Genomic DNA, 24,107 nt, shown 5'->3' with positions numbered 1-24,107 from the left:
CAGGAGCGAACCATGAACGATCCGAAAGGGCAGCCCCAATACGAGTCCATTCTGTTGCGTGTGTTGTGGATGGTGATCTACCTGCTGGTCTGGCAGGTGGCGCAATTCATTCTCGGCGCGGTGGTGCTGGTGCAACTGATCTATCGGCTGATCTATGGCGCCCCCAGTGCCAGCCTGATGAATTTCGGCGATAGCCTGAGCCAGTTCCTGGCCCAGATCGGCCGTTTCGGCACCTTCCACAGCGACCAGAAGCCCTGGCCGTTCGCGGACTGGCCAACGCCGCGTGCGCCGGAAGGCGAGGCGCCGCATGCCGTGGCACCCGCCCCACATCCTGTCCGTGATGAGGAGCCCAAACTATGAAAGTATGGGTATTGCGCCATGGCGAGGCCGAGCCTCACGGTGCTCGTCCCGATCCCGAGCGGGCCCTGACCGCTCACGGTCGCGAAGAAGTATTGCGCAGCGCCGCCGAGCTGATGGGGCGGCCGCTGACCGCCATCTATGCCAGCCCCTACGTGCGTGCCCAGCAAACCGCGCAGCTGGTGCGCGAAGCGCTGGGGTTCGAGCCGGAGCTGATCACCGTCGACTGGCTCAAGCCGGAAACCCGGCCGCAGAAAGTCCTGGAGCACCTGGACGACCGGGACCATGTCCTGCTGGTCAGCCATAACCCGCTGGTGGGCAGCCTGCTCGGTCTTGCACAGCACGGCCATCTGCAGCAACCCGAACAGGTGCAAACCGCCGGCCTGGCGGAGCTCGAAGGTGACCTGCCCCTGGCCGGGGCGATGAAGCTCAACGGCATCAAGCACCCATAAGCCGCAAACGGCGCGGCTTGGGCAGGATTGAATGCAACGACAAGCAGAAGGAAAGGGCAACGATGAGTCTGTGGCGCAATACACCCAATATCGAGCAACTGAACGCCGCTGGTAAAAATACCATCAGCGAAATGCTGGACATCCGTTTCGAGTCGTTCGACGACGAGTCCCTGACCGCCAGCATGGTCGTCGATCACCGCACTCACCAGCCGTTCGGCCTGCTGCATGGGGGCGCTTCGGTGGTGCTGGCCGAAACGGTCGGCTCCATGGCGGCCTACCTGTGCGTGGACACGAGCAAATTCTATTGCGTGGGCCTGGAGATCAACGCCAACCATTTGCGTGGCGTGCGCAGCGGGCGTGTGACGGCCACGGCCCGGATGATTCACCTGGGTCGTACCACCCAGGTCTGGGATATTCGCCTGACCGACGATAACGGCAAGCTCAACTGCGTGTCGCGCCTGACCATGGCGGTCGTTCCGTTGGGAGAGCAACCGCCATCGCGCTGATGGCGGCAGGCCGTTTCGTTCACATATGTCCGATGTTCAATTGGCTCCGTGAGTATTTGCGCCGGCCTTCGGGCAATTCGCTGACCATATAGAAATAGGGGTCGACCTGCGATGGGGGAACGGTGCCGATGCTCACTGGCACGTTTTCGCGGGTGATCGCGGTACCCACGGTGCCCTTTTCCACATCCCAGGTGGTCTGCCCCAGCTCCGCGCTCAACCCCGGAGTGGCGGTGGTCACGAACGTCGAGCGCAGGTCACCGATGGCGCTGCTGATCGCTCGGCTTACCAGGGCCCGGGTATTGGCGTCCAGGTCACCGTATCCGGGAATCTGCACGACCGCCAGATTGGCGGCCTGGCCCAGGGAGGCGAAGAAGTGCCGGCTGCTGGCACCCACCACAGCCTTGGCCTTGTCGAATGCAGGGCCTGTTCCTTTCGAGGGCTTGGTGGGGGTGCCCCTCAGTCCCCTGACCCCCGAGGCAGCGGCGGCGCCGAGACCTGTCGCCGCGGCACCGGCGACGATCGATTGCAGGGCACTCCCCGCCGGCCCGGAGCCGAACAGGGCCGCTCCACCATAGCCTGCCGCCGCGCCGGCAAGGCCCACGGCGCCCATGCTGGCCGAGCCTGTGATCAGGTCCGTGCGCCCGACGCTGGGATTGCTCGGGCCGACATCCGCCAAATATTGGGCGCTCATTTCGCGATATACCGTTGCGAAAACCCCGGCGATCTGCGCAACAGCCGCGGAATTGCCCCGGGGGTCGAGGGAACCCAGCAGGGACGGCGCAGCTCCCACCGCGGCTCCCAGGGCGGCGCCACCGATTTTGGCGATCAGGGGAGCCCAACTGGAAGGATCGTCGACCGAGAGCCTGGACTGGGCCCAATTGGCGCTTGCGTACCCGCTGATGCCGCCGGAAATGGCGCCTGCGGTGGCACCGGCAATGGTCACTCCCAGGCTCGCAGGTGCCATGAGCGCCGCGAGCGGGTATTGCATGAACGAGGCGAGCAGGGCGCTGGTGAATTCCCGGGCGCCCGTGGCGCCGACGGCCGAGAGTGTGTCGACGCCCACCAGGCCCTGGAAATCGACGAACCGGACCGGATTGCCATGGACCATGGCGAACAGGTTCAAGCCATCGCCGATCCCGGTCGGATCGGCACTCAGCCAGCGTCCGAGCCAGGGGGCGTAGTAGCGCTTGCCGAAATAATACAGGCCGGTGGCATCGCGCTCCTGGTTCGAATAACGCCGTGTCCTGTAGCTCGCCTGCGTCTTGTCCGGGCCGGCCCACCATGACGTACCGCCATAGGGGTAGTACATTTCCTCGCTGATCATATCGGCATGGGCGTCAAGCTCCAGCGTGCTGGAGCCCAGGTGGTTGGTCAGGGAGTAGCGGTACTGGTCGGCCCGGACACTGCCCGATTGCCAATGCAGCACCTGCACCGAGCAGCGCCCGGCCTGTATCGAGATGACCTGCAGGACTTCTTCGGCCCAGGTGCGGATTTCCAGGTCGGGCAGATACCTCACCTCTCGCGTTCGACTGTTGCGCGCGTCATGGGTCACGCGAACCTTGCGTTTGCGCTGGCCTGATTCGTCATAGACATAGATTTCGCTGTCGTTCGCCGCATCTTCGCGCACGACCTGATGAACCTGTCGCAGCAGGTTGCCCTGGCCCCAGGTCAGGTCCTGACCGGCCAATAATTGTTTCCTGTTGCCATTGGCATCGAACCCGGCAGCGATCTCCTCCTCGCCGGGCAAGCTGCCGTCGGGCTTTTGCGGCAGTCCCCGGTTGCTGTACCTGGAAATCGCCATCTGGTGTGTCCAGCTGCGGCTGGCGGCGCTGTGGATCAGTGTCGTGAGGTTGCCGCTGTGATCGTAATGGTAGGCCTGGCGGTAGTTTTCCAGTTGCCCGGGGTCGGGAGGGGAAACGAAAACCGGTTCCTGGGGGCCGTGCTGGCTGTCGAGCCGTTGCCAGCCGCTTGCCTCGATCAGTTGATAAAGGCTGTCGTAGCTAAAGGTGCGAGTCGGTTCGATTCTCTGGTTGCGGAAATAACGGGTCTGTGCGGTCCCATCCTGAAGGCTGAGAATATTGCCGGCCCGGTCATAGCCATAAATCAGGTGCTGCAGCGGTGGATGACCGGGAACGCCGGCCTTGATGCACAGCAACCGGCCATCCTGTGGGTCGTACCGGGTCTCGCTTACCACGCCGTTGCCGGCGGTCTGGCGCTCGACGTTGCCCGAGGCGTTGTAGTCCATGTCCTTGATCAGCGCCGTGGCCTGTGGCTGCCCGGCGAGCTGCAGGCGGACCTGGTGCAGTTGTCCGGCGACATCCAGCTCCATGAACTGGACGTTGCCCTGCGCATCCTGCTGGCGGACCGGCTCCCCCAGCGCGTCATGGACGGTGTGAGTGACGGCGCCATTCCCTGCTTCGTTCAACCGGTCCCTTTCTGCTTCATCGGCGGGCCAGTCAGGCTCTTGCAGGTCCTTGAGAAAATGCCGGGTCTGGGAGCTGACGCCGCCTGTCAGGGCAAACTCAGTGAAAAGCTGTGTGCCAGCGTTGTCGTCGTGGCGGATCAAGCGGCCGCATCGGTTATGCGAAGCCGATGCCGGGGTGCTGTCGCCGTAGGCATAGAAGGCACGGTTCCTGGCCGGAGCACCTGGCGCCTGCTCGACGATCCTGACGGTGCGCAACCGTGAGTCGTAGTCGTTTCGCACTTGCCCGTACAAGCTGTCCCAGCCGATGAGGTGTTGGCCGGCCACGCCGAACAAGGCCAGGCGGCTTCCCGCGTCGACGCTATCGCTGTAGAGGGGAAGTCCTGAGAGGCTGAAAAGCGTTTTCAGATTGGGACGGGCATCCGGCTCGGTCTCGAGCAGCTTGAACAGACGCGGATCGCGACTGGTCACGGGGCGGTCCGCGACATCGTAGGACTGGCGATGAACCCGCGGCTCAGCGGCCTGGCCGGGGGTATTGCGATAGTAGGACACCGAGGCGACCTCAAGTTTTCGCGGGTCCTTTATGGTGACCGTGGGGGTTCTGGCGTGCATGAAGGTCGACCTCACCAGGGAGCGACGAATCTGTTGCCAGTTATTCGTGGTTAACCGGTGGCGTCAACTGTCAGAAGTAACAGGTGGGCAACCCTGAAGGCTGTTGAAGAGGGCGGGTTTTCATTGGCGAAACGCCGCCGTCATCATTCCTGGCAGTTACGGTCATTGCTGCAAGAGCGCGTCTTGCGGACAATCAGGACCTGTTTCCCCGTCCATGGATCTGCCGCAATGCCGCAACCGATCTTTTTCGCCCACGCCAACGGATTCCCCTCGGGCACCTATGGCAAGTTATTCGCGGCGCTGGCTCCGCAATATCAGGTTGCGCATCTGGAGCAGCACGCCCACGACCCGAGTTTCCCGGCGGATGACAACTGGCACAACCTGGTGGACGAGCTTATCCATCACCTGGAACAACAACCGCAGCCTGTGTGGGGTGTCGGGCATTCCCTCGGCGGGGTGCTGCACCTGCATGCCGCGTTGCGCTGCCCCCGGCTGTATCGCGGGGTCGTCATGCTCGATTCGCCGGTGCTGACCCGCGCCGATCAATGGGTGATCCTGGCGGCCAAGCGCCTGGGCTTCATCGATCGCCTGACGCCGGCCGGCCGCACCCTGGGGCGGCGCGAGGAGTTCGAAGACCTGGAGTCGGCCCGGCAGTATTTTTCCGGCAAGACGCTGTTTCGCGGTTTCGACCCGGATTGCTTCGATGCCTACCTGCAACATGGCTTGCAACAGGTGGGTGATCGCTGGCGACTGCGCTTCGACCCGGCCACGGAAATCAGCATCTACCGCGGCGTGCCTCATACCAGCCCCGGTCGGCCCCGCAAGCTCCAGGTGCCGCTGGCCGTGGTACGCGGTCGCCAGAGTCGTGTGGTGATGCGTCATCACACCCGCACGGTGGGGCGCATGCCCCGGGGCGAGGCCTTGAGCATGCCCGGTGGGCATATGTTTCCACTGGAACGCCCCCTGGACACCGCCAACCTGCTCAAGGACCTGTTCCAGCGCTGGGAAGGACGCCGCGCATGAGCCAGGTCGAGGAAGTCCGCCTGAGCCTGCCCCATATCGAACTGGCGGCGCACCTGTTCGGGCCGGAGGACGGGCACCCGGTGATCGCCTTGCATGGCTGGCTGGACAACGCCAACAGCTTTGCCCGCCTGGCTCCCCGGCTCGAAGGGTTGCGCATCATCGCCCTGGACATGGCCGGCCACGGTCATTCCGGACATCGGCCGCCCGGCGCCGGCTACGCCCTGTGGGACTATGCCCATGATGTGCTGCAGGTCGCCGAGCAGCTGGGGTTGCAGCGTTTTGCGCTGTTGGGGCATTCCCTGGGCGCCATCGTGTCCCTGGTGCTGGCTGGCTCATTGCCGGAACGGGTGACGCACCTGGGGCTGATCGATGGTGTGATCCCGCCCACCGCCCAGGGCGACGACGCCGCCGAACGCATGGGCATGGCCCTGCAGGCGCAACTGGATCTGCGGAAAAAAAGCAAACCGGTCTACAAGACCCTCGACCGGGCTATCGAAGCCCGCATGAAAGGGGTGGTGGCGGTCAGCCGAGAGGCCGCCGGCCTGCTGGCCCAGCGCGGGCTGATGCCGGTGCCGGGCGGTTACACCTGGCGCACCGACAATCGCCTGACCCTGCCATCGCCGCTGCGCCTGACCGAGGAACAGGCCATGGCGTTCGTGGAACGGGTCGGTTGCCCCGCGCATCTGGTGGTGGCGGCCGATGGCATGCTTGCCCGCCACCCGCAGTTGCTGGAGCGTCTACCCTTCAGCCATGAGCTGTTGCCCGGCGGCCACCATCTGCACCTGAACGATGAGTCCGGGGCGACGCTTGTAGCAGACTGTTTCAATCGGTTCTTCAGCCTTTCTTGACTTGCGTCGGGCAACTGTCGAGGCTGGGCGGGTTGAAAGGGAGACAAGCATGACCGATATCCGTGTACCCGCCTTGCGGTCCATGATCGACGCCGATTTCGTCCAGGAACAGCAGGCCCGGTCGATCCGATGAAATTACCTATCCCATCATTCGCATTACTGGCGCTGGGCTGTTTCGCCACGGCGTCCTTCGCCGCCGACGTAGCCGGCAGTCGAGACCTGGAGCGCGTGCCGCGCATGCCCGATGCGCAGATTGTCGACTACCGGCAGGTCAGGGACGCGGAGCGGATCTACCCGTTGGGGTCGATCCGCAAGATCAGTGGCCAGTTGCGCTTCGACGGTCAGGTCGATGCCCGTGGCGACACCACCTCGGTGACCTATGAGCTGCCACCGGAGCATTCGGCGACCCAGGGTTTCACCGCCGCCCGCGAAGCGTTGCAGAAACAGGGCGCCGAACTGCTTTTCTGGTGCCAGGCCCGCGATTGCGGTGAAAGCAGCCTCTGGGCCAACGACGTCTTTGGCAATGCCAAGCTCTACGGCGCGGACAGCGGCCAGGCCTATCTGCTGCTGCGCCTGGCGCCGCCTGTGGATAACACCCTGATCGCGCTGTATGCCATCACTCGCGGCAATCGCAAGGCCTATCTGCACGTCGAGCAATTCGAGGCGAAAGCGCCCCTGGGCGATCTGCTGCCGACATCCGCCACGCTGCTGCGCCAGCTCAAGGACACCGGCGTGCTGGACTTGCCCCGCCTGAGCGGCGAGCCGGACGAAACCTGGTTGCGCCTGCTGGCCCGGGCGCTGAACCTGGATACCGGCCTGCGAGTCAGCCTCGCGGGGCCCCAGGCCGAGGCCTGGCGCCAGGCGCTGACGGGGCAGGGCGTGCGGGCGGCACGAATGGAGGCCGCCGATGGCGACACGACGGGCCTGCACCTTGAATTGTTGCGATAAGCTGTCCCGGGCGACGGGTTTCACGCCGTTGCCCAGGTCCTGTTCTTTTTTCGAGACCCTACATGCTCAATAACGATCGGCTGTTGGTGCAGATCCTGCTCCTGGTGTTGTTCGGCGCAAGCCTCTGGGTGATGGCGCCGTTCTGGTCGGCGCTGTTCTGGGGCGCGGTGCTGGCCTTTGCCAGTTGGCCGCTGATGCGCCTGTTGACTCGCTGGGTCAACGGGCGCGAATCCCTGGCGGCGGGCCTGCTGACGGTCGGCTGGATGTTGCTGGTGGCGGTGCCGCTGGTGTGGCTGGGTTCCAACCTGGCCGATCATGTGCGTGATGCCACGACATTCATCAGGGACGTGCAGGTCGACGGCTTGCCGGATGCCCCGCAATGGCTGGCCGGCTTGCCCCTGGTGGGCGGGCGGCTGGTGGCGATCTGGAACAGCATCGACCAGCAGGGCGCCGCGATGATGGGAGCCGTCAAGCCTTACCTGGGGCAGGTGGGCAACTGGCTGCTGGCACGCAGCAAGCAGATTGGCGGCGGCATCCTCGAACTGACCCTGAGCATCGTATTCGTCTTCTTTTTCTACCGCGACGGCCCGCGCCTGGCTGCGTTCGTCCATGGCTTGCTGGAACGCCTGATCGGCGACCGTGCCGGCTACTACATCGAACTGGTGGCCGGTACGGTGCAACGGGTGGTCAATGGGGTGATCGGTACCGCCGCGGCCCAGGCCGTGCTGGCACTGATCGGCTTCCTGATCGCCGGTGTGCCGGGTGCGCTGGTGCTGGGCATTGTCACCTTCCTGCTCAGCCTGATTCCCATGGGGCCGCCCCTGGTCTGGATCCCCGCCACGGCCTGGCTGGTGTGGCAGGGCGAATACGGCATGGCGGTGTTCCTCGGGATCTGGGGCACGTTCGTCATCAGCGGCGTGGACAACGTGCTCAAGCCATACCTGATCAGCCGGGGTGGCAACCTGCCGTTGGTCATCGTGTTGCTGGGGGTGTTCGGCGGATTGATCGCCTTCGGATTCATCGGCTTGTTCATCGGCCCGACCCTTTTGGCCGTGGCGTACAGCCTGTTGACGGACTGGAGCAAGAGCCAGGCGCGTTGACGGCGGCCCTGGGGCCGGCAAGGTTGGCTCGGTGGGCCGTGAACCTGCTGCAAGGCCAGGCTCACGGCAGGAGTCAGGCCGCCACGTTCAGGTGTTTACCCACGCTGGCGACGTTATCCAGCGAGTATTGACGGTTGAGGTTGGCGATCATCCTGTTCAACGCTTCGTTGGCGTTGGCGTTGGCGTTGGCGTTGGCCTGACCGGCGGGGCGGCCATTGTCGCGGCTGGCCTGCAGGGCGCTGTCGAGTTCGTCGCTGCTGACGCCACCGCTGCTGTCGCTGTCCAGTGCCGCCATCAGCGTAGCGCTGGTTTCGGCGCCGGACGTCGCGTCGCCGGCCTGCAAGGCGCTGGTCAGTTCGGCGGCAGTGACGGTGCCGTCGCCATCGCTGTCGAGCTGGCCGAACAATGTTTCACCGGACGCGTCCTGTGCCGGTGGAGGCGGTGGCGTGAGGGTGGCGGCGAGTTCGTCGCGGCTGACGGTGCCATCTTCATCCTTGTCCAGTGCCGAGAATACCTGCGTGCTGTCGGCGCTGCTGCCGGCGCTGGCCAGGCCGTTGCTCAACTCGTCGCTGCTGACCTTGCCGTCACCGTCTGCATCCAGGACGCTGAGCAGCGCGTCGGCCAGCTCGGTGCCTGGCGCCTGGTCCCGTGGCGGCGGGGGCGGTGGCGCCAAGGCGGCCATTTCCTCGCTGCTCAGGTCACCGCTGCCGTCGCTGTCCAGATCGCCGAACTGCTTGCTCAGGCTGACCAGCAGGCCATCGTCGCTGTGCTGGGACAGGGCCGTGCTCAATTCGTCCTGGTCCACCGTTGCGTTGCCGTCGCTGTCGAGCCGGGTGAGCAGCTCCTTTTGAAACTGCTGGCTGCGGGCACTGCTGGTGGCCGTGCTGCTGGTGTACGTCGAGTAACCGCTACTGCTGACGCTGCCGATCATGGGCATTCTCCTTGGGATGGAATTGCCGGCGGGTGCACCGGCTTATGCAGCCTCGGCGGGGCAGTTGTCGTGGGTATGTGGAATTTGTACCGGGGGACGTACAAATCGTCACGTGGGGGGCGCTCCGGGCGGCGGCCCGACGAAGACGGCAGGAATGACTCAGGTCCGGGGGAGGCGGATGACGGCAGTCAGGCCGCCCCCTGGGGTTTGCTCCAGGTCCAGATGGCCGCCCAGGCGTTCGGCGGCTTCCCTGGCGATGGTCATGCCCAGGCCGACGCCGCCGGAGTTGCGGTTGCGCGAGCCCTCCAGGCGATAAAAGGGTTCGAATACCGCTTCGCGCTTGTCTTGGGCGATACCGGGGCCATGGTCGATGACCCGTATCAGCAACTGGCAGTCCTGGTCTTCGAGGGCGATCAGGGCATGACCGGCATAGCGCAAGGCATTGTCCATGAGGTTGGCGATGCAGGAGCGCAATGCCATTGGCTGCACCTGCAGCGGCGCGCAGGAACCCTCGACCTGGACATCGGCGCCATGGTCCTGGGCGTTTTCGCTCAGGGACTCCGCCAGGGCTTGCACATCCATCCATTGCAGCGCCTCGCTGGTGCGCTGTTCGTGCAGGTAGGTCAGCGTGGCGTCGAGCATGCCGATCATGTCGTCCAGGTCCTGGCGCATCTGGCCTTGCAACCTGGCGTCATCGATCTGCTCCAGGCGCAACTTGAGGCGCGAGAGCGGGGTGCGCAGGTCGTGGGACACCGCCCCAAGCATGCGTGAGCGTTGCTGGACCTGTTCGCGGATTCGCTGCTGCATCAGGTTGAACGTGTGGGCCGCCTGCCGGGCTTCCCGGGGGCCGGTTTCGTCCAGCGGCGGGCTGTCGAGGTCCTCGCTCAGGCGTTCAGCCGCATCGCTCAAGCGCTGGATCGGTCGGGTCAGCAACTTGGCGCCATACCAGGCCGCGATGATCAGGCACACGAACTGGAACGTCAGCGGTACCACCGGGCCGCCGAACCACGGGCGCTGACGGCGTTGGGGCGGCGGGGCAAAAGGGGACGGGGTCAAAGGTGACAGACCCGCGGGCGGTGTTCCTTCGCTCTGCCGGGAAAATTCCGGCGGCGGCCCGGGCGGAGGCGGCTGGTCGTAATGGAAAAACCAGGCGAAGGCCAGCAGATGCGCCAGGACGATCGCCAGCAACAGCATGCCGAACAGGCGACCGAACAGGGAGTCGAGGCGCAATCGCATCAGCCGATGTCCCGGGCGTCGAACAGGTAGCCTTCACCGCGGACGGTCTTGATCAACTGCGGGGCCTTGGGGTCGTCGCCCAGCTTCTGGCGCAGTCGTGACACCAGCAGGTCGATGCTGCGGTCGAAGGCCTCGATGGAGCGTCCACGGGCGGCATCGAGCAGTTGCTCGCGACTGAGTACCCGGCGCGGTCGTTCGATGAAGACCCACAGCAGCCGGAATTCAGCATTGGACAGCGGCACCACCAGCCCATTGGCGGAGATAAGTTGGCGCAGCACGCTGTTGAGCCGCCAGTTGTCGAAACGGATATTGGCCCGTTGCTCGGTGCGGTCGTCACGCACCCGGCGCAGGATCGTCTGGATCCGTGCCACCAGTTCCCTGGGTTCGAACGGCTTGGCCATGTAGTCGTCGGCACCCAGTTCCAGGCCGATGATGCGATCGGTGGGTTCGCAACGGGCGGTGAGCATCAGGATCGGGATGTCCGATTCGGCGCGCAGCCAGCGGCACAGTTGCAGGCCGTCTTCGCCCGGCAGCATCAGGTCGAGCACGATTACATCGAAATGTTCGGATTGCATTGCCTGGCGCATGGCCGCGCCGTCGCTCACGCCACTGGCGCGGATGTTGAAACGGGCCAGGTAATCGATCAGCAGCTCGCGGATCGGCACATCGTCATCGACGATCAGTGCGCGGATGCTCCAGCGCTTGTCATCGCTGGAGGCTTTTTGATCGTCAGAATTGGCAACGGGGGTGTTCTGCATGGATGCTTCATCTGCCTGGTAGGCTGCCAGCCGCAAGGAGCGACGGCAAGGTGGTGGCTTCAGCATAAGCTCCGTGCCGCAAGGCGTGAAGCGCTGAAAGGGCGGGGTGCGGCGTCGAACGGTAGCCTGCGGGCGTGTTGTGCGCATGTCATGAATGTATCGGCTTGGACACAAAGCGTCCTGTCGGCCATGCTGGTTGGGGCACCATGAGGATTTACCGATCATCGGGTCCCGCAGCGCCGCTGGTTCCGCTACAATGCGCGCCGATTTCGACTTGCCTGAGAGCCCGCTCATGTCCGCCTGCCAGACGCCTATCATCGTCGCCCTGGATTTTCCTACCCGTGACGCCGCCCTGAAGCTGGCCGACCAGCTGGACCCCAGCCTTTGCCGGGTCAAGGTTGGCAAGGAGCTGTTCACCAGCTGCGCTTCGGAGATTGTCGGCACCCTGCGCGACAAGGGGTTCGAAGTATTCCTGGACCTGAAATTCCATGACATTCCCAATACCACCGCCATGGCCGTCAAGGCCGCCGCGGAGATGGGCGTGTGGATGGTCAACGTGCACTGCTCCGGCGGTCTGCGCATGATGGCGGCCTGCCGTGAGGTACTGGACCAGCGCAGCGGGCCGAAACCGCTGCTGATCGGCGTGACCGTGCTGACCAGCATGGAGCGTGAGGATCTGGCGGGGATCGGCCTGGACATCGAGCCTCAGGAGCAGGTGCTGCGCCTGGCGGCCCTGGCCCAGAAGGCGGGCATGGACGGCCTGGTATGTTCAGCGCTGGAAGCCAGTGCGTTGAAGTCGGCACACCCGTCGTTGCAACTGGTGACACCGGGGATTCGTCCGGCGGGCAGCGCCCAGGACGACCAGCGCCGCATCCTGACTCCGCGCCAGGCATTGGACGCCGGTTCCGATTACCTGGTGATCGGCCGCCCGATCAGCCAGGCGGCGGACCCGGCCAAGGCGCTGGCGGCGGTGGTGGCCGAGCTGGCCTGATTCGACACGCATGGGCCGTGGTGGGCGCGAGCAAGCTCGCGCCCACCATTATTTCGCTCAGACCTTGAGCACGAGCTTTCCGAAATTCTCCCCGCTGAACAGTTTGGTCAGCGTCTCGGGGAATGTCTCCAGCCCTTCGACGATGTCTTCCTTGCTCTTGAGCTGCCCCTTGGCCATCCAGCCGGCCATTTCCTGCCCGGCGGCGGCGAACTGCGCGGCGTAGTCCATCACCACGAAGCCTTCCATGCGTGCCCGGTTCACCAGCAGCGACAGGTAGTTGGCCGGTCCCTTCACGGCTTCCTTGTTGTTGTACTGGCTGATGGCGCCGCAGATCACGACGCGAGCCTTGAGATTCAGGCGGCTGAGCACCGCATCCAGGATGTCGCCCCCGACATTGTCGAAATACACATCCACTCCCTTGGGGCATTCACGCTTGAGACCGGCGTGGACGTCTTCATTCTTGTAGTCGATGGCGCCATCGAAGCCCAGTTCATCGATCAGGAACCTGCATTTGTCGGCTCCGCCGGCGATGCCCACCACGCGGCAGCCCTTGATCTTGGCGATTTGCCCGGCAATGCTGCCCACGGCGCCGGCTGCGCCCGACAGCACCACGGTTTCACCGGCCTTGGGGGCGCCGACGTCGAGCAAGGCAAAGTAGGCGGTCATGCCGGTCATGCCCAGCGCGGACAGATAACGGGGCAGTGGCGCCAGTTTCGGATCGACCTTGTAGAAACCTCTCGGCTCGCCCAGGAAATAATCCTGCACACCCAAGGCGCCATTGACGTAGTCCCCGACCGCGAATCCAGGATTGTTCGAGGCAATCACCTGGCCCACGCCCAAGGCTCGCATCACCTCACCGATACCCACCGGGGCGATGTAGGACTTGCCTTCGTTCATCCAGCCGCGCATGGCCGGGTCCAGGGACAGATATTCGTTCTTCACCAGAATCTGGCCAGGCCCCGGTTCGCCGACCGGTACTTGCTGATAAGTGAACGTCTCGCGGGTGGCGGCGCCCACCGGGCGTCTGGCGAGCAGGAACTGGCGATTGGTCTGGGCAGTCATGGCTGGCACTCAAGGTAAATGAAGCTTTGTTGATAGACCGTCGAGGCATTTGCCGCAAGGTTTTGCCGACACAGCGAATGCACCTTGATCCAACGCAGTGATAGTGGCTACCGCTGCGTCATCACTGGCACCCATGAATGCCCAACCGGCATCTGGATAGTGCTGCCGTGCCACGGGGGGCTGTGGCTACACTGGCACGACCCCGCATTCTTCGAGGAACAGGACAATGAGCATGACGTTTTCCGGGCAGGTGGCAGTGGTTACGGGCGGCGCCGCAGGCATCGGCCGCGCTACCGCCCAGGCGTTCGCGGCGCAAGGGCTGAAAGTGGTCGTGGCGGATCTGGACGCGGCCGGCGGCGAAGACACGGTGCGCTCGATCCTGGACGCCGGCGGCGAGGCGGTGTTCGTGCGCTGCGACGTGACGCTGGAACCTGACGTGCAGAGCCTGATGAACGCGGTGATCGATACGTATGGCCGCCTCGACTACGCCTTCAACAACGCCGGGATCGAAATCGAGAAGGGCAAGCTGGCCGACGGCACCCTCGATGAGTTCGACGCGATCATGGGCGTCAATGTGAAGGGCGTCTGGCTGTGCATGAAGTATCAGTTGCCGCTGCTGCTGGCCCAGGGCGGTGGCGCCATTGTCAATACTGCCTCGGTGGCCGGCCTTGGGGCGGCGCCGAAGATGAGCATTTATGCGGCCTCCAAGCATGCCGTGATCGGCCTGACCAAGTCCGCCGCCATCGAGTACGCCAAAAAGAAGATCCGCGTGAATGCGGTCTGCCCGGCGGTGATCGATACCGACATGTTCCGCCGTGCCTATGAAGCGGATCCGAAAAAGGGCGAGTTCGCCAACGCCATGCACCCGGTGGGGCGTATCGGCAAAGTGGAAGAGATCGCCAGCGCCGTGTTGTATCTGTGCAGTGACGGCGCGGCATTCACCACCGGCCATTCCCTGGCGGTTGACGGTGGCGTCACGGCTTTTTGAAGAAGCTTGTAGGAAGAAGCCCGCACTGGTTGCGGGCTTTTTCTTTGATGGTAGGAAATTTCTTGAATGAATCCGCCAATGTGTTTCAAAGGGTGAGAATCGGCGATTTTGGCGCCGTTGTCGTACCTCGTTCCTGGACACCCTGTGCTTAACTGTTTTCCTAAAAACAAACTGTTTCCAGAAATAAAACAAACGCTTAGGAGCTTGGTTACTCATGGAATTGAGAATCGACCGACAGGCCCTGGTGCCTGTCGTGCAGCAAATTGTCGACGCGCTGGCCGGCTGGATTCGACAGGATGCGGTGCAACCGGGAACTCGCCTGCCATCCATCCGGCAACTGGCGCGGGATAACCTGCTGAGCCAGTCCAGTGTCAGTGAAGCGTGCGAGCGCCTGGTCGCCCAAGGCATACTGGCGTCCCGTCACGGCTCGAGCTTCTTCGTGGCGCCACCAGCCTTGGCCAGGTGTACGCCCGGCGACTGGCCGGATGACGCGTCCCTCACCCAGGCCGGCCTGGTCGATGATGCCCGGTGGGAACTGCACCTGGGCTGCGGCGGGCTGCCTGAGCGCTGGCGCGAGAGCGATGACCTGGGTTATGCGATCCGCCAGGTGACCCGCACCGACATGGCGGGGTTGTTCAATTACAGCACGCTGTTGGGGCTGCCTGCGCTGCGGGAGCAATTGTCCAGGCGTCTGAAGCAGCTCAATATCAATGCCGGCGCGGACCGGATCCTGACCACGACGGGAGCCACCCATGGGCTGGACCTGATCGTGCGAACCCTGCTTCGGCCGGGGTGTTGCGTGGTGGTGGAGAGCCCCGGCTATCCAAGCCTTTTCGAATTGCTCAGGCTTCACCGGATCGACATGATCGAATTGCCCAGGACTCCACGGGGCCCGGACGTGGAGGCATTGCAGGCGCTATTGGCCAGTCACCGGCCCAGCGCCCTGTTCATCAACAGTGCCTGCCATAACCCGACCGGAAGCAGCCTGGCGCCCGCCGTGGCCCAGCAGTTGCTGCAACTGGCAAAAAAACACGCCCTGCTGGTGGTCGAGGACGATGTCTATGCTGACTTCCAGGGCGCCACACGGACCCGGCTGGCGGCGCTGGATGCCGATGTCCTCTATGTGGGCAGTTTCTCGAAAACCCTCAGCAGCTCGTTACGAGTCGGTTTCGTGGCGGCCGGACCTGGCGTCGTCGAGCGGTTGAGCGCGGTCAAGGGGATCACCAGCATGGGCGGTTCGCGGTTCTGTGAGTCAGTGGTGGCCAGCCTGTTGGCCAACGGCGCCTATCGCAAACTGGCCCAGCGTCAGCGACAGCGATTGGGTGTCGATATGGCGGCGGTGCTGCAGGTGCTGGAGGATGCCGACTGGACGGTCTTCGGCAAGCCGGCCGGCGGGCTGTTCATCTGGGCCCGCCCGCCCCGGTGCGATCACGCTGGGCTGCAGCGCCTGGCCAAGCGGTTCGGCGTGCTGCTGTCCTCACGCACGGCATTCAGTCCTTCAGGCACCGAAAGCGACTGGCTACGGATCAATGTGGCTTATGCACGGGACCCCAGGGCGCTGGCGTTTTTCCGGGCCAGCGCTTTGGATCGACCTCAAGTGTTCTGAAAACGACGGAGCTGTAGCTTTTTGCCATTATTCCGACGCCAGCATCTTGTGTTGGAGGGCATCTCGTTGCGAATCTGCGGATACACAAACTGGCAGAGGACTGAGCGCAATGATTTCGGCCGTGCAAGGACGTTTTGCCAACCTCGGTATGGCGAAGAAATTGGGGATCGGGTTTGTCCTGGTGCTGCTGCTCACCGCTGTGGTGGCAGCCATCGGTGTCTGGTCCCTGCAAACCATCAGCCAGCGCTTCGGTGATCTGAAGCAGATGTCGTCCCTTAACAGCGAGCTGCTCAAGGTCCGGCTGCTGGAGCAGGAATATGCCCTGCGCTCCGATCCCAAGACGGTCGACGCCCTGCGCCAGGGCGTCGACGGGCTGATTGTCCTGGCCAACGACCTCAAGGCGAAATCGACGGCCAACGTGCCGGTGATGAATGACGTCGAACAGGCCCTGTCGGCGTATCGCAAGGCGTTCGATGAATTTGTCGAGTTGAACCAGAGCAAGGAGCTGGCGCTGGAAATGGCCAGTTGGTCGGTCTCCAGCGTTGCCAATAACCTGGATGTGCTGCAGGCGGGGCTGGCGGATGACGGCGCCTATAACCTGAAAGACTCCGAAGGCAAGGAGGGCGCTGAATTCATCGAGCAGGCCAACCAGGTCAGCGAGGTGTCGCGCCTGATGCTGCAGGCCATGAACGAAGCGCGGGTCCGTCTCGACCAGAGCCGCAAGGGCAATGAAGAAGCGGCACAAGGCGACATCGAACAGGCCGAGCAGGCCATGAAACAGGCCGAGGCGCTCAAGACCGCCGTCAAGGACGCGGGTTACCAGACCGTGCTCAACGAAGTGGCCGGGCACATCGCCGGATTCAAGCAGCAGCTTGCCGACTACACCGGCCTGCTGGCCAAGGAAAAGATTGTCTACCGACAATTGCACGAACGCGCGGCCCAGGTCGTGGAACGGGTCAACCAGGCCTATAGCGCCGAAGACGGCGCCATGCAGGCGGAGTTGAAGAAGAACTCGCTGTTGATCATCGGTTCGTCGGCCCTGGCGTTGCTGGTGGGCCTGGTTGCGGCCTGGATCATTACCCGGTTGATCGTTGCACCGTTGCGCACGGTCATCCGCGTGGCCCAGCAGATAGCATCGGGCGATCTGAGGGCCACGGTGGAGGTCACGCGCCGGGATGAGATCGGCCAACTGATGCTTGCGATGCAGCAGATGGGGGCCGGCCTGAGCAGTATCGTCAGCGGTTTGCAGGCCGGTATCGAACAGTTGGCCAATTCTGCCCAGTCCCTGTCGGCCGTGACCGAACAGACCAACCTGGAAGTCAGCAGCCAGAAAGAGGAAACCGAGCAGGTCGCTACGGCCATGAACCAGATGACCGCCACCGTGCACGATGTGGCACGCAATGCCGAAGAAGCGGCCCAGGCGGCCCAGACCGCCGACGACAAGGTCGAAAGCGGCCAGCAGGTGGTGCGCCAGAGCATGGTGCGCATTGAACAGTTGGCCGATTCGGCTACATCGGCCAGCTCCAGCATCGAAAGCCTCAGCGCCGAAATCCAGAACATCGGCACCGTACTGAGTGTGATCAAGAGCGTCGCCGAGCAGACCAACCTGCTGGCGCTCAATGCCGCCATCGAGGCGGCACGGGCCGGCGAGCAGGGCAGGGGCTTCGCGGTGGTGGCCGATGAAGTGCGGGCCCTGGCCCGGCGCACGCAGCAGTCCACCGAGGAAATCGAGCGGCTGGTCAGCGCGTTGCGTTCAGCTGCCCAGACCTCCGTACAGCAGATCCAGAGCAGCGGCGAATTGGTGAAGATGGCGGTCAGCGATGCGCTACAGACCGAAAGCGCCCTGGGCAGCATTGCCGCGGCGGTGTCCCTGATACAGCAGATGAACCAGCAGATCGCCGCCGCGGCGGAGCAGCAGAGCTCCGTCGCCGAGGAGATCAATCGCAGCGTCACCAGCATCCGCGCCAGTGCCGATCAATCTTCCCTGGCGATGCAGGGCAACGCGACGTCCAGCGTCGAGCTGGCGCAGTTGGGCGTTGAGCTGAAGGGGATGGTGGGGCATTTCAGGTTGTGATGCGCTGAGGGGATACTGGCAAGAGGGATATTCCCGTCGGGCTGCCAGGTGCCCTGCATCGATACCGCATCGGGATCGCAAAAGGCTGGGGCTGCCATGCAGCCCCGCAGAGGGTGAGCCCCCCTTGTCCTCGATGATGGTGTCGGGACCTCAGTCGTAGACTTTCTTTTTCTTCCAGTCCGATTCCGCTTCGACTTCCTTGAGCCCTTCGGTCAACTGGTTGACCTCGCCCTCGACGGGCTGGGTGCTGGCCAGGACCATGGCGTTGGCGCGGGCCAAGAGTTTTTCCAGGTAATCCAGCTGTTCGGCGTAGACCTGGGGATCCTGCTGCTTGCGCAGGTACTGCACGCCGCGCTCGAAGGCCAGGCGTGCCTGCCCGGGTTGTTCCTGCTGCAAGGCCTGTTGACCGAGGTTGTTGAAGAATTCGATGTGCAGCAGGACCAGGATATGGCGCACCTCACGAATCCAGCGCTTGGCTTCGTTGGGCGGCAGGAAACCGTCCTGGGCGGCACGGGTGATCTGGCCATGCAAGGCCTCGAGCAGGAAGCGCACGTCCTTGGCCTTGGCTTCGGTCTGGATCGGTGCCGGAGGATTGTTCACCGGGATCGATTCGCCCTGGGCGGCCAATGCATTCAGTTCGTCCAGGCGAGCCTTGACCGCGGCGTTACCCTTGTCGAGATTCAGCAGGCGCTGGCAGACATTGATCTCGAGGCGAGTGATCAACAGCTTCAGGGCCGGTGTCATCAGCTGGCCGGGGAAGGTTTCGGTCAGCTCGCCGCAGCGACGCAGGCGGTCGTTGAGTTCAACCTTGGTACGGGCCTTTTCCAACTTGTTGTTTTCCGCCACATGGTTCATGTAGCCAATGGCGATCAACAGTGCGATCCCGGCTACGACGAGCAGGGTGATCATGAGTGGTGTCACCGGTAAGACCTCTTTTATGGGGTTCGCATACTTCAGTGTAGTGGCTTGGCTTTTAAGCGCATAGGCCCGTGCGGCGTCATTAGACGGGCGTCGTACTGTTCGTGGGGCTTGCAGCGGACTAGATGCACATTGCCACTATTTGCCGAGCGCGACTATAGCGTCTTGGCGGACGACAGAATATAGGCGCCAGAGACCGGACGGGAAAAATCTGCGGATCCGTTCCAAACCGGGGGAAGTCATTGATTTAAATAAATTTATACGTGGGGGTTGACGACCTACCAATCCATCCATAGAATGCGCGCCACTTACAGCGTAAAGCACTCAGCCAAGCGCCATAAGCAGTGAATGTTGTACGTGTGTCCCCTTCGTCTAGTGGCCTAGGACACCGCCCTTTCACGGCGGTAACAGGGGTTCGAGTCCCCTAGGGGACGCCAATGCGGGAATAGCTCAGTTGGTAGAGCACGACCTTGCCAAGGTCGGGGTCGCGAGTTCGAGTCTCGTTTCCCGCTCCAATTTTAAACAGTCTTGCTTCAAGGCAAGATTGAGTGAAACCAGAACCGATACCTTCGGGTCAGGATCTGGGCACTGGAACACACACCATGTGTTCCGGGCAGCGTGTCCCCTTCGTCTAGTGGCCTAGGACACCGCCCTTTCACGGCGGTAACAGGGGTTCGAGTCCCCTAGGGGACGCCATTTGCGGGAATAGCTCAGTTGGTAGAGCACGACCTTGCCAAGGTCGGGGTCGCGAGTTCGAGTCTCGTTTCCCGCTCCAAATTCAAGAAAACGCCGCTCATCGAGCGGCGTTTTTTTATGTCCGCAGAATACCTCAACCCTCCAGGCTATGGACCAGGTTCTCAAGCGCCTCCACGCTGGCGTCGTCCGGCGAAGGCTGGATGACGATCGTCGCGCGCATCTGGCGAGCCAGGCGATATTCGCTGGGTGTGCAGCTAGCGTACTGCTTGAAGGCACGGGCGAAGTAGGACGGGTCCTTGAAACCGGCTTCGTAGCCAATGCTGGTGATGGGCATCTCGCTGTTGTCCAGTAGTTCCTTGGCGAAGCTCATGCGTTTGTTCAGCACGTAGTCGGTGAAGCCCAACCCGTTGGCTTCCTTGAACAGGCGACTGAAGCGAAACGTCGTCATGCCGCAGCGTTTGGCCAGGTCCCGTTGGTCGATGCTGTCGCGAAAGTGCTGGTCGATGTACAGCATGATATGGCTCAAGGCCTGGTGCTTCTGATGCCCCGACGTCAGGCGGATGCTGTCCGGCAGGGTAGGGGCATGGTCGATCTGCGAGGCTTTGCTCCGGCCAAGGGCGTTGCGCCGCAGCTCGCATAATTGCACCAGGGCCGCCAGGTAGCGTTTCCTTTCGGTGGCCGACAGGGGCAGCACCATGTATTCCCAGACGCTGGAGCGCATCGCCCAGACCGCCAGCTCTTCGGAATGCTGCACCGTGAACATGGTAATGGGGATGGCGGGTACCGTGCGCTTGATCTCCAGCAGGCGCCTCAGGCCGGGGGTGTCCGGCCGGTCGAAATGGATGCAGATCATGTCCACCTGCTCTGCGCCGGGCAACATGGCATGTTTGCCCAGTGTGCAGATGCAGGATTCCTCGAACTGAGTGATGAGTTCATTCGTGGACCGATCATGGGTCAGATCGAACCACAACAACTTTGGCTTTCCGGTCAGATTCGACGTCATGTGCCTGTCCAGGTGGTTCTTCCTGCCCTTTAGCCGGAAGTATCGTCAATGTGCCATCATCTCGCCGAATAAATTCTTCTAAGAAATCGATCCCTTATCTCCATCCCCCCTCAGTGTCGGCTGCGGCGCGGGGTGATGTCCTCTGCGCGAACCTGCGCAAAAAAGTCCTAGGGATGTGCAAAATCCTCCTAACGGCTCTCCCGCCCCCCTGACTAGGGTTGCATCAGGCAGTTCGCAATGTACTGCCTTTAAAACAACCCCGATGAGGTGTGCGAAATGACTCTTCAAACAATCAAGGCTTCGGTAGTGAAGTTCGCCAAAGATGAAGACGGCCTGACCATTGTGGAATACGCAGTGGCCGGCGGGTTGATCACGGTACTGGTGGCCGCTGCCTTCGTTCTCCTGGGTGGTGCCGTGAATACCAAGATCCGTGCCCTGTGCCAGGCCGTCAACGGCAACGTTGCCTGCTGATCGTAACCATTACGGCAGGGGACGCGGCAACTTTCATGGAATAGCGCTTGCGACTCTTTAGCAGTGAGTACAACCAACTGATTCGAATGGATCTCGCGCTGTCCCCCGACCCCAGCTTCTTTCCGAAGACGAGGTAAATGAAATGACTCTGCACACAATCAGAACTTCGATCGGCAAGTTCGCCAGAGATGAAGACGGCTTGACCATCGTCGAGTACGCAGTGGCGGGAGGCTTGATCACGGTCGCGGTGGCCGCGGCGTTCGTCCTGTTGGGTGGCGCCGTGGATACCAAGATCCGTGCCCTGTGCCAGGCCGTCAATGGCAACGTTGCCTGCTAACGATCACTGCAACCGGGAGACGCGTCATGTCCATGGAATTGCTGGTATCGACAGTACTGCTGGTGGGACTGCTGGGTGTGGCGGTGGTGAGCGATCTGCTTCGCCACCGCATTCCCAACACGCTGGTCCTGCTGGGGCTCGCCCTGGGAGTGGCCGGTCAGGTCTATGCAGCTGGCATCGCCGGGCTGGGTGACAGCCTGTTGGGCATGCTGATTTGCTTCGGGCTGTTCCTGCCCATGTATGCGGTGGGCGGCATGGCGGCGGGAGACGTCAAGTTGATGGCCATGGTGGGCAGTTTCCTGCCGTTCCATTATGCGTTGTGGGCGGCGCTGTTCAGCCTGATCGCAGGCGGGGTGTGCGGTTTCCTGATTGTCCTGGCCCGCGGTCAACTGCTCCAGACCCTTGGCCGCTACTGGCTGATCCTCAGAGCCCAGGCTTACCTGGCGCCCACGACGGATGAAGTGGCCGGCAAACCTTTTCCTTATTCGATTGCCATCCTGATCGGCACCTTGAACAGCGTCTATTGGCAGCTGGTTGCCGACGGCTGGGGAGTCTAGTCATGCACGTCATCAACGATAGTGATGCCTACCCCAGCGAACGGGAGGCGGTACAGCGCCTGGCACCCCAGCCCTGCACCATTCGCGACACCGGCCTGTCCGACAGCTTCCTGGGCGAACTGGTGTGCAAGCATCTGCATGATGCCGGCGTTCTGGACATGCCGCGGCTGGTGGAGCGCCTGGCGCTGACCGGCGCGGTACTGGAGGAAGTCCTCGCGTTCCTGCGCAAGGACGGGCGTGTCGAAGTGCTTGGCCAGATCGGCCAGGCGAGTGTCCAGGGGCTGCGCTATGGCCTGACCGAGCGCGGTCGCAGCTCGGCCCGTGACGCCTTGTCCCGCAGTGGCTACATCGGTGCGGCCCCATTCCCGGTGAGCACTTACCGGTCGCTGATCAAGATCCAGACCATTCACCATGGCCGAATCACCGCCAACGACATGCAACGGGCCCTGTCCGGGATCGTGTTGACCCAAAGCATGCTCGACCAGTTGGGTGTAGCGCTGAACTCCGGTCGGGCCATCATGATCTACGGCCCTGCGGGCACCGGCAAGACGTATGTCAGTAGCCGCCTGATCCGTCTGTTCGCCGAGGCCATCTGGGTTCCCCACGCCATTGTCATCAACGAGTCGGTGATCGAAATCTACGACCCGCAGGTCCACCAGCGCCTGGACGACAACAGCCAATCGAACAACCTGATGCTCAACGAGGGCATCGACCGCCGTTTGCTGTGCTGCAAGCGCCCCATCGTGATCACTGGCGGCGAGTTGAGCATGGAGCAACTGGATGTGCGCTACGACCCGTTCACCCGCCAATACCAGGCCGCGTTGCAGCTCAAGGCCAGTAACGGCCTGTTCATCATCGACGACATGGGCCGCCAGCGCATGGCGCCGGCCGAGCTGCTCAACCGCTGGATCGTGCCCATGGAAGAGAAGCGCGACTTCATCAACCTGGGCGGCGGTCGTCACTGTGAGCTGCCGTTCGACCTGATCCTGGTGTTTTCCACCAACCTCAACCCCCTGGAACTGGCCGACGAGGCCTTCCTGCGGCGCATTGGCTACAAGGTGCAATTCGGCTACCTCAAGCCTGAGGAATACGAGCGCATCTGGCGCCAGGAATGCGAACGCCTGGGCATTCCCTACGACCCGTTGCTGGTGCGCTACGTGCTGCAGCGGCTCTATGCGGGCGAAGGCATGCCCCTGGTGCCTTGCCATCCACGTGATCTGTTGAACATGGCGCTGGACCGCCAGCGTTACCTGGGCGGCTCCGGGCCGCTGGCGCCCCAGGAGCTGGAATGGGCGTGGCACAACTATTTCGTTCAGCTCGACTTCCTTTGATTCGGAGATACCGACATGAGCTCTCGTACGCTTTCGCTGATAGGCGTTTCCCTGGTAATGGGCCTCGGTGCCGCATGGATGGCCGACTCCTGGCTGAGCGCACGACTCAATGCCACGCCTGACGATCACCTTCGAAGCGTGGTGGTCGCCACGGTGGAGATCCCGTTCGGGCAGATGGTCGAGGCCCAGCAGGTCACGACCGTGCGCATGCCCATGGACACGATTCCGGAAGACGCTTTCGATTCCAGCGAAAAGGCCGTGGGCAAGATCGCCACGTTCGACATCCTGCGCGGTGACATCGTGCGGGGGGCGCGCCTGAGCGAGCATCTGGGAGGCAGCACCCTGGCCTCGCTGATCGCCCCGGACAAGCGCGCCATTTCGGTACGGGTGGACGATGTGGTCGGCGTGGGCGGCTTCCTGTTGCCGGGTAACCGGGTCGATGTGCTGGCGACCAAGACCACCAGTGCCGGCAGCAACAACGCGGTGTCCCGGACCATCCTGGAAAACCTGCGGGTGCTGGCGGTCGACCAGACGGCGGGCACCGACAAGACCCAGCCAGTGGTAGTGCGGGCCGTGACGCTGGAGATGACCGCCGCGGAGGCGGAGGCCCTGGTTACCGCACAGACCGAAGGCAAGTTGCAACTGGCCCTGCGAAATCCGCTGAACCTGGAGAAAAAAGCCGCGGCCGTCGCGCCACCCGCTCCCGCGCCGGTCATGGCGGTGGCGGCTGCCCCGGTACCAAGGCCCGTGGTGCAACGCCGCGCCAAGGCGCCGGACGGCGGGGCGGTCACGGTGATCCGAGGGGTTGAAAGCAGCGTGATCAACGTCCGCTGATTCGCGCGGACGAAACGGCCTGGCTCCCAGGCGATGACGATCCTCA

General features: G+C 63.1%; 23 protein-coding genes, 4 tRNA genes and 1 pseudogene. 21 read left to right on the top strand and 7 right to left on the bottom strand.

What is annotated here, in order from left to right; genetic code table 11:
- The first annotated feature begins 12 nt into the window (after positions 1-12).
- The 3 genes from AC1M7R_RS03610 to AC1M7R_RS03600 all read left to right on the top strand — a co-directional run bounded on the left by AC1M7R_RS03610 (position 13) and on the right by AC1M7R_RS03600 (position 1,315).
- Positions 13-360, top strand: a complete 348-nt coding sequence (locus AC1M7R_RS03610) for a DUF4389 domain-containing protein (protein ID WP_072393540.1) — start codon at positions 13-15, stop codon at positions 358-360.
- Positions 357-809 carry a phosphohistidine phosphatase SixA gene (gene sixA / locus AC1M7R_RS03605; protein WP_072393537.1) on the top strand — a complete coding sequence of 151 codons (453 nt, stop codon included), beginning with the start codon at positions 357-359 and terminating at the stop codon, positions 807-809. Before AC1M7R_RS03610 ends, sixA begins: the two co-directional genes overlap by 4 nt.
- 62 nt (positions 810-871) lie before the next feature.
- On the top strand, positions 872-1,315 hold the full coding sequence (locus tag AC1M7R_RS03600) for a hotdog fold thioesterase (protein ID WP_072393534.1): 444 nt from the start codon (positions 872-874) through the stop codon (positions 1,313-1,315).
- Positions 1,316-1,334: 19 nt separating this feature from the next.
- Here AC1M7R_RS03600 and AC1M7R_RS03595 read toward each other — a convergent pair whose 3' ends face one another.
- Positions 1,335-4,349, bottom strand: coding sequence for an RHS repeat-associated core domain-containing protein (locus AC1M7R_RS03595; RefSeq protein ID WP_092180293.1), 3,015 nt, complete (start codon positions 4,347-4,349; stop codon positions 1,335-1,337).
- Positions 4,350-4,577: 228 nt separating this feature from the next.
- On the opposite strand from AC1M7R_RS03595, the gene AC1M7R_RS03590 reads away from it, so the two are divergent.
- The 4 genes from AC1M7R_RS03590 to AC1M7R_RS03575 all read left to right on the top strand — a co-directional run bounded on the left by AC1M7R_RS03590 (position 4,578) and on the right by AC1M7R_RS03575 (position 8,268).
- Positions 4,578-5,372, top strand: a complete 795-nt coding sequence (locus AC1M7R_RS03590; RefSeq protein ID WP_072393528.1) for an alpha/beta fold hydrolase — start codon at positions 4,578-4,580, stop codon at positions 5,370-5,372.
- Positions 5,369-6,220: an alpha/beta hydrolase gene (locus tag AC1M7R_RS03585; RefSeq protein ID WP_165887341.1), complete on the top strand. Its 852-nt coding sequence runs from the start codon at positions 5,369-5,371 to the stop codon at positions 6,218-6,220. Before AC1M7R_RS03590 ends, AC1M7R_RS03585 begins: the two co-directional genes overlap by 4 nt.
- 141 nt (positions 6,221-6,361) lie before the next feature.
- Positions 6,362-7,168, top strand: a complete 807-nt coding sequence (locus AC1M7R_RS03580) for a DUF4892 domain-containing protein (protein ID WP_165887871.1) — start codon at positions 6,362-6,364, stop codon at positions 7,166-7,168.
- A gap of 62 nt (positions 7,169-7,230) precedes the next feature.
- Positions 7,231-8,268 (top strand): AI-2E family transporter, encoded by a 1,038-nt coding sequence (locus AC1M7R_RS03575; protein WP_072393522.1) that lies wholly within the window; start codon positions 7,231-7,233, stop codon positions 8,266-8,268.
- 73 nt (positions 8,269-8,341) lie between these two features.
- Here the strand turns inward: AC1M7R_RS03575 and xopAW are convergent, their stop codons facing one another.
- The 3 genes from xopAW to AC1M7R_RS03560 form a co-directional block, all read right to left on the bottom strand.
- Positions 8,342-9,199, bottom strand: a complete 858-nt coding sequence (gene xopAW, locus AC1M7R_RS03570; protein ID WP_072393519.1) for a XopAW family type III secretion system calcium-binding effector — start codon at positions 9,197-9,199, stop codon at positions 8,342-8,344.
- Between the two features lie 159 nt (positions 9,200-9,358).
- A complete protein-coding gene (locus tag AC1M7R_RS03565) occupies positions 9,359-10,435 on the bottom strand; it encodes a sensor histidine kinase (protein ID WP_072393516.1) in 1,077 nt (358 codons plus the stop codon).
- Complete coding sequence (locus AC1M7R_RS03560; RefSeq protein ID WP_072394128.1) at positions 10,435-11,193, bottom strand: response regulator; 759 nt, start codon at positions 11,191-11,193, stop codon at positions 10,435-10,437. The genes AC1M7R_RS03565 and AC1M7R_RS03560 overlap by 1 nt, the downstream gene beginning before the upstream one ends.
- Before the next feature lie 292 nt (positions 11,194-11,485).
- Here AC1M7R_RS03560 and pyrF point away from each other — a divergent pair, with 292 nt between their 5' ends.
- Entirely contained in the window at positions 11,486-12,184 is a 699-nt protein-coding gene (pyrF, locus tag AC1M7R_RS03555) for an orotidine-5'-phosphate decarboxylase (protein WP_072394123.1), read from the top strand.
- 57 nt (positions 12,185-12,241) lie between these two features.
- On the opposite strand, the gene AC1M7R_RS03550 is transcribed toward pyrF, so the two are convergent.
- A complete protein-coding gene (locus tag AC1M7R_RS03550; RefSeq protein ID WP_072393513.1) occupies positions 12,242-13,246 on the bottom strand; it encodes an NADP-dependent oxidoreductase in 1,005 nt (334 codons plus the stop codon).
- A 226-nt stretch (positions 13,247-13,472) separates the two neighbouring features.
- Here AC1M7R_RS03550 and AC1M7R_RS03545 point away from each other — a divergent pair, with 226 nt between their 5' ends.
- The 4 genes and pseudogenes from AC1M7R_RS03545 (at position 13,473) to AC1M7R_RS03530 (ending at position 17,914) form a co-directional block, all read left to right on the top strand.
- Entirely contained in the window at positions 13,473-14,234 is a 762-nt protein-coding gene (locus AC1M7R_RS03545; protein ID WP_103894465.1) for an SDR family oxidoreductase, read from the top strand.
- Between the two features lie 214 nt (positions 14,235-14,448).
- Positions 14,449-15,840 (top strand): aminotransferase-like domain-containing protein, encoded by a 1,392-nt coding sequence (locus AC1M7R_RS03540; protein ID WP_123596437.1) that lies wholly within the window; start codon positions 14,449-14,451, stop codon positions 15,838-15,840.
- Positions 15,764-17,005: pseudogene (locus AC1M7R_RS03535) on the top strand (methyl-accepting chemotaxis protein); the annotation flags it as partial. The gene AC1M7R_RS03540 and the pseudogene AC1M7R_RS03535, both read left to right, overlap by 77 nt.
- A 27-nt stretch (positions 17,006-17,032) precedes the next feature.
- Positions 17,033-17,914 carry a methyl-accepting chemotaxis protein gene (locus AC1M7R_RS03530; protein WP_371304275.1) on the top strand — a complete coding sequence of 294 codons (882 nt, stop codon included), beginning with the start codon at positions 17,033-17,035 and terminating at the stop codon, positions 17,912-17,914.
- 150 nt (positions 17,915-18,064) lie between these two features.
- Here AC1M7R_RS03530 and AC1M7R_RS03525 read toward each other — a convergent pair whose 3' ends face one another.
- Entirely contained in the window at positions 18,065-18,823 is a 759-nt protein-coding gene (locus AC1M7R_RS03525) for a VHS/ENTH/ANTH domain-containing protein (RefSeq protein WP_072393500.1), read from the bottom strand.
- Positions 18,824-19,193: 370 nt separating this feature from the next.
- Between AC1M7R_RS03525 and AC1M7R_RS03520 the strand changes: the two genes are divergently transcribed.
- The 4 genes from AC1M7R_RS03520 (at position 19,194) to AC1M7R_RS03505 (ending at position 19,607) form a co-directional block, all read left to right on the top strand.
- A tRNA-Glu gene (locus AC1M7R_RS03520) sits at positions 19,194-19,269 on the top strand.
- Positions 19,270-19,271: 2 nt separating this feature from the next.
- Positions 19,272-19,347, top strand: a tRNA-Gly gene (locus tag AC1M7R_RS03515).
- A 105-nt stretch (positions 19,348-19,452) separates the two neighbouring features.
- Positions 19,453-19,528, top strand: a tRNA-Glu gene (locus AC1M7R_RS03510).
- A gap of 3 nt (positions 19,529-19,531) precedes the next feature.
- Positions 19,532-19,607 (top strand) — tRNA-Gly (locus AC1M7R_RS03505).
- A gap of 54 nt (positions 19,608-19,661) precedes the next feature.
- On the opposite strand, the gene AC1M7R_RS03500 is transcribed toward AC1M7R_RS03505, so the two are convergent.
- The gene (locus AC1M7R_RS03500) at positions 19,662-20,531 is read right to left on the bottom strand and encodes a helix-turn-helix transcriptional regulator (RefSeq protein WP_072393494.1); all 870 of its coding nucleotides are present in this window, start codon (positions 20,529-20,531) and stop codon (positions 19,662-19,664) included.
- Between the two features lie 276 nt (positions 20,532-20,807).
- On the opposite strand from AC1M7R_RS03500, the gene AC1M7R_RS03495 reads away from it, so the two are divergent.
- The 5 genes from AC1M7R_RS03495 (at position 20,808) to cpaB (ending at position 24,061) form a co-directional block, all read left to right on the top strand.
- The gene (locus AC1M7R_RS03495) at positions 20,808-21,002 is read left to right on the top strand and encodes a Flp family type IVb pilin (protein WP_072393491.1); all 195 of its coding nucleotides are present in this window, start codon (positions 20,808-20,810) and stop codon (positions 21,000-21,002) included.
- A 142-nt stretch (positions 21,003-21,144) separates the two neighbouring features.
- Positions 21,145-21,339 (top strand): Flp family type IVb pilin, encoded by a 195-nt coding sequence (locus tag AC1M7R_RS03490; protein WP_072393488.1) that lies wholly within the window; start codon positions 21,145-21,147, stop codon positions 21,337-21,339.
- Between the two features lie 26 nt (positions 21,340-21,365).
- Positions 21,366-21,896 carry an A24 family peptidase gene (locus AC1M7R_RS03485; protein ID WP_072393485.1) on the top strand — a complete coding sequence of 177 codons (531 nt, stop codon included), beginning with the start codon at positions 21,366-21,368 and terminating at the stop codon, positions 21,894-21,896.
- A 2-nt stretch (positions 21,897-21,898) separates the two neighbouring features.
- Positions 21,899-23,227, top strand: a complete 1,329-nt coding sequence (locus tag AC1M7R_RS03480) for a DUF8689 domain-containing protein (protein ID WP_072393482.1) — start codon at positions 21,899-21,901, stop codon at positions 23,225-23,227.
- Positions 23,228-23,242: 15 nt separating this feature from the next.
- Positions 23,243-24,061 (top strand): Flp pilus assembly protein CpaB, encoded by an 819-nt coding sequence (gene cpaB, locus AC1M7R_RS03475; protein WP_072393479.1) that lies wholly within the window; start codon positions 23,243-23,245, stop codon positions 24,059-24,061.
- Positions 24,062-24,107 lie beyond the last annotated feature (46 nt).

Source organism: Pseudomonas sp. MS01C9 (assembly GCF_058202755.1).
The sequence above is the reverse complement of the archived record's forward strand: the minus strand, read 5'-3'. Positions and strand labels throughout refer to the sequence as shown.